The organism is Novosphingobium sp. B-7, assembly GCF_000410615.1.
GTDB classification, from domain to species: domain Bacteria; phylum Pseudomonadota; class Alphaproteobacteria; order Sphingomonadales; family Sphingomonadaceae; genus Novosphingobium; species Novosphingobium capsulatum.
The window spans coordinates 10177-10593 of the sequence record NZ_KE148434.1; the positions used below are offsets into that span (position 1 = coordinate 10177).

General features: G+C 70.0%; 1 pseudogene. It reads left to right on the plus strand.

The features are described from left to right. Positions 1 to 417: pseudogene (locus H926_RS28950) on the plus strand (sporulation protein); the annotation flags it as partial.

Below are 417 nucleotides of genomic sequence, written 5' to 3' on the forward strand. Positions count from 1 at the left end.
GATGAACTATGATGCGGTTGGCTATGCCGTGCCCGATGCCGCAGGCGGGGGCGGGATCAGCGGCGCGCATCGCACGCTGCCATTGCCGAGCTATGTCGAAGTGACCTCGCTTGATACCGGGCGCACGATCCTGGTGCGGCTGGAACGGCGCGGGCCGATGGAAGGCGATGGGCTGGTGGCACTTTCGCCCGGCGCGATCGCGCAGCTCGGGCTGAGCGGCGCGCATTCGCCGGTGCGCGTGCGCCGCGTCAACCCGCCAGAGGGCGAACGCGCATTGCTGCGCAATGGGCAACAGGCGCCTGCCCGCATGGATACGCCGCCCGGACTGCTCACCGCGCTCAAGCGCAAGCTCGGCATTCTCCCGCCGGCCGAGCCCAAGCCCGAATTGCTCGCCGCCGCCCTGGCCGGTAAACAGCC